Source organism: Pseudomonas sp. 10S5 (assembly GCF_035019745.1).
Classification (GTDB): Bacteria; Pseudomonadota; Gammaproteobacteria; order Pseudomonadales; family Pseudomonadaceae; genus Aquipseudomonas.
In genome coordinates, this window is sequence record NZ_JASJVL010000036.1 from 1 (window position 1) to 6,875 (window position 6,875).

The window sequence follows — 6,875 nt, forward strand, 5'->3', positions numbered from 1 at the left end:
TGAGTCCAGTGGCATACAGAACTCAGGCCGCGTAGCTTATTCAATCACTGTCCAACATTTGGGGCGCAGTTCAGGGGTTATGAATTTCTGTGGGAGCCAATTTATTCGCGAAGAAGCGTCGCCAATTAAACCGCGACGCGCTGCGGTAATTCGTTGCGGCGCAGGCTGCGAATTTTGTTTAGGGTATCTGCACAGGTTTCAGCCGCTTCTGCGCCTTTTTGCACGAAGTGATTGAAGAAAAACTGCTGGTGTTCGTCGCCTGCGTGGAAGTTGTGTGGGGTGAGCACTACGGAAAAAACCGGAACCTCCGTCTCTAGCTGCACTTGCATCAACGCGCTGATAACCGATTGAGCGACGAACTCATGGCGATATAAACCACCATCGACCACTAGCCCGGCTGCCACGATGCCAGTATAGCGGCCACTTTTGGCCAATAACTTGGCGTGCAGGGGGATTTCAAACGCGCCGCCGACTTCGAAGAAATCAATATCGGTCTCGGCGTAGCCATGGTTGGCGATCTCTGCAATAAAACCTTTACGGCTTTGATCGACAATATCCTTGTGCCAGCAAGCCTGAATGAACGCAATGCGTTCGTTGGGATGGCTTTTGCTTTTGCTATCAATTGCTGTGGGTTGCATCAGTTCTGACTCCTGTTTATGAAAAAAACAGGGCATTTTGATCGAATGGGATGCCACGGACGTCAAGATCACGGCCGCAACAAAAAAAGGTTACGACGGTGCGCTTAATACGACTCGGTGATACCAATCCCGTTCTCTCTTCATCCGGACTATGACCGTCGGCCCCGGAATCAAACCGGGTCTGCTGACCTTGTCAGTGCACAGTCCGAAGCTCCATGCACCACAAGCGCTCGCGGGCTAGACGCATTGCGCGCCATTACCGCCGGTGGGGAATTGCGCCCCGCCCTGAGAACGTTGCCAACAGCATTTTCTGTCGGCGGTGAGTTTTTATCACAGATTTCCCGGTTGTGCTCGGACACTTTCGTCTATCGACCCTCGCATTTCTTATATCAACCATCGGTTCATTCAGTGCAGTTCTTGAATATGCCTCCCCGAGACCTCAGTAATGACCTATCTCCAATTCATCCTTGGACTTAACATCAACGTCTTAACTCTTTCAGGAGCTTCATCGTGACGGTTATTGATCTGCGCAGCGACACCGTGACCCAGCCCACTGCCGGGATGCTTGAGGCTATGTCCAGCGCAGCACTGGGCGATGATGTGTACGGCGAAGATCCGACGGTCAACCGCCTTGAAGCTTACCTCGCTGAGCGCTTGGGTTTTGCAGCAGGTTTATTTGTTCCCAGCGGCACCATGAGCAATTTGCTTGGTTTGATGGCTCACTGTGGACGTGGCGAGGAATACATTGTGGGCCAGCAAGCGCACACCTATAAATACGAGGGGGGTGGCGCCGCGGTGCTCGGTTCGATCCAGCCACAACCGCTGGACGTACAAGGTGACGGATCTCTAGACCTGAAACAGGTCCTGGCTGCGATCAAACCCGATGACTTTCACTTCGCCCGAACCCGCTTGCTCGCGCTGGAAAACACCATGCAGGGCAAGGTGTTGCCGCTGTCGTACCTTGCCGCTGCGCGCAAGCTATGCGATGAACAAGGGTTAGCGCTGCACCTGGACGGCGCGCGGTTATATAACGCGGCAGTCAAGTTGGGTATTGATGCCCGGGACATTACCCGTCATTTCGATTCGGTTTCGGTTTGTCTGTCCAAGGGTTTGGGCGCGCCGATTGGCTCGGTGCTGCTCGGTACCGCCGAACTGATCGCCAAGGCTCGACGTCTGCGCAAAATGGTCGGTGGCGGTATGCGTCAGGCCGGTGGGCTCGCGGCGGCTGGGCTGTATGCGCTGGAACATCAGGTCGAGCGGCTGGCAGACGATCATGCAAACGCTACGGCCTTGGCCAAAGGCTTGCGCAATCTGGGCTTTTCAGTTGAGCCCGTCCAGACCAACATGGTGTACGTGCAGATGGATGAGAGGGCTGAAGCGCTTAAACACTTTTTTGCCGAGCGGGAGATCAAGCTTAGTGCGGCACCCCGTTTGCGAATGGTGACGCACCTCAACGTTTCGCCCGCACAGATTGATCGGGTGGTCGCGGCATTTGCAGACTTTACTCGCCGCTAAACACGCCGACAGTCCATTTGCCGGCTGACAATGTACAAACACGCTGTATCGAGCGTCCAACGCCTATATAATGCGGCCCTTTGCAAGTCGCACCCTCTTTTGGCCGTTTTGCACTTGCCTTTGGCAGCAGTCTCCGTGGAAGAACTTATGAAAAGCGCAGAAATCCGTGAAGCCTTCCTTCGCTTCTTCGAAGAGAAAGGTCACACCCGTGTAGCTTCCAGCTCGTTGATTCCGGGCAACGACCCCACCCTGCTGTTCACTAACGCAGGCATGAACCAGTTCAAAGACTGCTTTCTGGGGCAAGAAAAACGCGCCTACACTCGCGCCGTCAGCAGCCAAAAATGCGTGCGCGCTGGTGGCAAGCATAACGATTTGGAGAACGTCGGTTATACCGCGCGTCACCACACTTTTTTCGAGATGCTGGGTAACTTCAGCTTCGGCGACTATTTCAAGCGCGACGCGATCACCTTCGCCTGGACCTTTCTGACGTCGGTGTTGGGCTTGCCCAAAGACAAACTGTGGGTGACGGTCTACGCCAGCGATGACGAAGCCTACGATATCTGGACCAAGGAAATCGGCGTGCCGCCCGAGCGTATGGTCCGTATCGGCGACAACAAAGGCGCGCCGTACGCGTCCGATAACTTCTGGACCATGGGCGATACCGGCCCGTGCGGTCCCTGCACAGAGATTTTCTACGACCATGGTGCCGACATCTGGGGCGGCCCACCGGGTTCGCCGGAAGAAGACGGCGACCGTTACATCGAAATCTGGAACAACGTGTTCATGCAGTTCAATCGCACTGCGGATGGCGTGCTGCATCCATTGCCAGCGCCGTCGGTGGACACCGGCATGGGTCTGGAACGTATTAGCGCCGTTCTGCAGCATGTGCATTCCAACTATGAAATCGACCTGTTTCAGAGTCTGCTGGCGGCATCGGCCAAGGCTGTCGGTTGCACAAACGACGCGCAGCCGTCGCTTAAAGTCGTGGCTGACCACATTCGTTCATGCGGCTTCCTGATTGCTGATGGTGTACTGCCTTCGAACGAAGGGCGCGGTTACGTGTTGCGTCGGATCATTCGTCGCGCGTGTCGTCATGGCAATAAGCTCGGCGCCGCTGGCAGTTTCTTCTATCAAATCGTCGCCGCACTGGCGGCGGAAATGGGCGGTGCCTTCCCGGAGCTGACCCAGAACCAGTCGCACATCGAACGGGTGCTGAAAGCTGAAGAAGAGCAGTTCGCCAAAACCCTGGAGCAAGGCCTGAAGATTCTGGAACTGGATCTGGCTGAGTTGAAGGGTACGGTGGTGCCCGGCGACGTCGTGTTCAAACTGTATGACACCTACGGTTTTCCGATGGACCTGACTGGTGATATTGCCCGGGAACGCAACTTGACCCTCGACGAAGTAGGCTTTGAGCGCGAAATGGACGCTCAACGCGTGCGCGCTCGTTCGGCCAGTGCGTTCGGCATGGATTACAACAGTCTGGTCAAAGTTGACATACCGACCGAATTTTTGGGATATGGCGCTACCCGAGGCAGAGCCAAAGTGGTGGCCCTGTATAAGGACGGCCATGCGGTTGATCAGCTGAGCGAGGGCGAAGAGGGTGTAGTGATCCTCGATCAGACCCCTTTCTATGCTGAGTCCGGCGGGCAGATTGGCGATTGCGGTTACCTCGAAGCGGCCAATGTGCGCTTTGACGTACGCGACACTACTAAAACCGGCGGTGCGTTCCTGCACCACGGTGTACTTGCTTCCGGCAGCCTAAAAGCAGGCGCCGAGCTGACCACCGAAGTTGATGCCGACGTTCGTCATGCCACCTCCTTGAACCACTCGGCGACACACTTGCTGCACGCGGCATTGCGCCAGGTGTTGGGCGAGCATGTGACGCAGAAAGGTTCGTTGGTCGACAGTCAGCGCTTGCGTTTCGACTTCAGCCACTTCGAAGCGATCAAGCCAGAGCAGTTGAAAGCGCTGGAAGAAATCGTCAACCGCGAAGTGCGTAAGAATTCTCCGGTAGAAACCGTGGAAACCGATATCGAGACCGCGAAGAAGAAAGGCGCCATGGCGCTGTTCGGCGAGAAGTACGGCGATAACGTCCGTGTGCTGAGCATGGGCGGTGATTTCTCGGTTGAGCTGTGTGGCGGTATTCACGCTAATCGCACCGGTGACATCGCGCTGCTGAAAATCACCAATGAAAGTGGTGTGGCTGCGGGGGTTCGACGCATCGAAGCGGTGACAGGGGCTGCGGCACTGGCGTACCTCAATGCTGCCGAAGATCAACTCAAGGAAGCCGCAATTCTGGTCAAAGGCAGCCGCGACAACCTGCTGGACAAGCTTCTCGCAGTCATTGAGCGCAATCGTCTTTTGGAAAAGCAGCTGGAACAATTACAAGCCAGGGCGGCGAGTGCTGCGGGTGACGATCTGTCCTCTGCCGCGCTGGACGTCAAAGGGGTCAAAGTTCTCGCCGTGCGCCTAGACGGTCAGGACGGTAAGGCCCTGTTGGCTTTGGTTGATCAGTTGAAGAACAAACTCGGCCGCGCAGTGATCCTGCTTGGCAGTGTCCATGAAGATAAGGTCGTACTGGTTGCAGGCGTAACCAAGGACCTGACTGGCCAACTCAAGGCCGGTGATTTAATGAAGCAAGCGGCTGCCGCCGTTGGAGGTAAAGGCGGTGGTCGTCCTGATATGGCTCAGGGTGGCGGCGTGGACGCCGGAGCGCTGGATGCGGCGTTGGCGTTGACCGTGCCTTTTGTCGAGCAGGGTATCTAGTCGTCCTCCAGGCCTGCCCAATGGCGGCAGGCTTTGGCGCTTGGGGTATGAATGTTTATTGGGCGCCCTTCATGGGCTGAGGCGGCTTTAAGATGGCTTTGATCGTACAGAAATTTGGGGGCACTTCGGTTGGCTCTGTCGAGCGAATCGAACAAGTGGCCGACAAGGTTAAGAAGTTCCACGATGCAGGTACCGAGCTGGTGGTTGTGTTGTCGGCCATGAGCGGCGAAACCAACCGTCTGATCGGCCTGGCGAAACAAATCAGCGATCAACCGGTTCCGCGTGAGCTGGATGTGATTGTCTCCACGGGCGAGCAGGTCACCATTGCCTTGCTAGCTATGGCGCTGATCAAGCGTGGAGTGCCTGCGGTGTCCTACACCGGCAACCAGGTGCGCATCCTGACCGACAGCGCGCACAACAAGGCGCGTATTCTGCAGATTGATGATCAAAAGATTCGTGCTGATCTGAAAGCGGGCAGGGTAGTGGTCGTCGCCGGCTTTCAGGGTGTCGACGAGCACGGCAATATCACGACCCTGGGTCGTGGCGGTTCAGACACGACTGGTGTGGCCCTGGCGGCAGCACTGAAAGCGGATGAGTGTCAGATTTATACCGACGTCGATGGCGTCTACACCACCGACCCGCGTGTGGTGGCGCAAGCTCAACGCCTGGACAAGATCACTTTTGAAGAGATGCTGGAAATGGCCAGCCTCGGTTCGAAGGTGCTTCAAATCCGCGCGGTCGAGTTCGCCGGCAAATACAACGTCCCGCTGCGCGTACTGCACAGCTTCCAGGAGGGTCCGGGTACCCTTATTACCATTGATGAAGAGGAATCCATGGAACAGCCGATTATTTCCGGCATCGCCTTCAACCGCGACGAAGCCAAGCTGACCATCCGTGGCGTACCAGATAACCCTGGTGTGGCTTTCAAGATTCTCGGCCCGATCAGCGCCGCGAACATCGAAGTGGACATGATCGTGCAGAACGTTGCGTACGATAACACTACCGATTTCACCTTCACCGTGCACCGCAACGACTATCAGGCCGCTTTGGTGGTATTGGAAAATACCGCACGTGAAATCAGCGCGCGGGAAGTCGTTGGCGATACCAAGATCGCCAAGGTGTCGATCGTAGGCGTCGGCATGCGGTCCCATGCGGGTGTTGCCAGTCGCATGTTCGAATCGTTGGCCAAGGAGAGCATCAATATTCAGATGATCTCCACTTCTGAGATCAAGGTTTCAGTGGTCATCGAGGAGAAGTATCTGGAGCTGGCAGTACGTTCGCTGCACACTGCTTTTGAATTGGACGCACCGGCCCGTCAAGGCGAGTGATGCGTTGCGATAAGGCGCGATAAGACGCGATAAGACGCGCCTGTGGTTTTGCAGACTGTTGTCCCTGAAAGCTGTTGTCCTAAATATAGGGCGTGAGGAGAAAGGTATGCTGATTCTGACTCGTCGGTGCGCAGAAAGCCTGATCATTGGTGATGGCGAAATCACTGTGACTGTGCTCGGCGTTAAAGGTAATCAAGTACGAATCGGCGTCAACGCTCCGAAAGAGGTTGCGGTTCACCGTGAGGAAATTTACCTGCGTATTAAGAAAGAGAAGGACGAAGAACCAAGTCATTAATTTTTATTGAAATTTAGGCTTTGCAAACGGGGGAAAGCTGGTTATTATACGCCCCGTGTTGCGGAGAGGTGGCCGAGTGGCCGAAGGCGCTCCCCTGCTAAGGGAGTACACCTCAAAAGGGTGTCGGGGGTTCGAATCCCCCCTTCTCCGCCATTATTTATGTAGTACGTTGTAATCTGGCTTGAGCGGTAAGTGTTTGATTTTACTAGCAAAAGTTCTTGACCAAATGATTTGACGGCCTATAATGCGCGGCAACAAATGCACTCGTAGCTCAGCTGGATAGAGTACTCGGCTACGAACCGAGCGGTCACAGGTTCGAATCCTGTCGAGTGC

The 6,875-nt window shown here is 55.5% G+C and carries 5 protein-coding genes, 2 tRNA genes and 1 riboswitch; of the genes, 6 read left to right on the forward strand and 1 reads right to left on the reverse strand.

The window, feature by feature from the left end; genetic code table 11:
• Positions 1-125: 125 nt before the first annotated feature.
• Positions 126-638 (reverse strand): 6,7-dimethyl-8-ribityllumazine synthase, encoded by a 513-nt coding sequence (locus QN378_RS23170; protein ID WP_322204673.1) that lies wholly within the window; start codon positions 636-638, stop codon positions 126-128.
• Between the two features lie 127 nt (positions 639-765).
• Positions 766-935: riboswitch (FMN riboswitch) on the reverse strand.
• Between the two features lie 213 nt (positions 936-1,148).
• Here QN378_RS23170 and ltaE point away from each other — a divergent pair.
• The 6 genes from ltaE to QN378_RS23200 all read left to right on the forward strand — a co-directional run bounded on the left by ltaE (position 1,149) and on the right by QN378_RS23200 (position 6,875).
• Entirely contained in the window at positions 1,149-2,153 is a 1,005-nt protein-coding gene (gene ltaE, locus QN378_RS23175) for a low-specificity L-threonine aldolase (RefSeq protein WP_322204671.1), read from the forward strand.
• A gap of 147 nt (positions 2,154-2,300) precedes the next feature.
• Positions 2,301-4,919 carry an alanine--tRNA ligase gene (gene alaS / locus QN378_RS23180; protein WP_323551084.1) on the forward strand — a complete coding sequence of 873 codons (2,619 nt, stop codon included), beginning with the start codon at positions 2,301-2,303 and terminating at the stop codon, positions 4,917-4,919.
• Positions 4,920-5,011: 92 nt separating this feature from the next.
• A complete protein-coding gene (locus QN378_RS23185; protein WP_322204668.1) occupies positions 5,012-6,247 on the forward strand; it encodes an aspartate kinase in 1,236 nt (411 codons plus the stop codon).
• A 106-nt stretch (positions 6,248-6,353) separates the two neighbouring features.
• Positions 6,354-6,542, forward strand: a complete 189-nt coding sequence (csrA, locus tag QN378_RS23190; protein WP_002554426.1) for a carbon storage regulator CsrA — start codon at positions 6,354-6,356, stop codon at positions 6,540-6,542.
• 62 nt (positions 6,543-6,604) lie between these two features.
• A tRNA-Ser gene (locus QN378_RS23195) sits at positions 6,605-6,695 on the forward strand.
• Positions 6,696-6,802: 107 nt separating this feature from the next.
• Positions 6,803-6,875: transfer RNA gene (locus QN378_RS23200), tRNA-Arg, on the forward strand.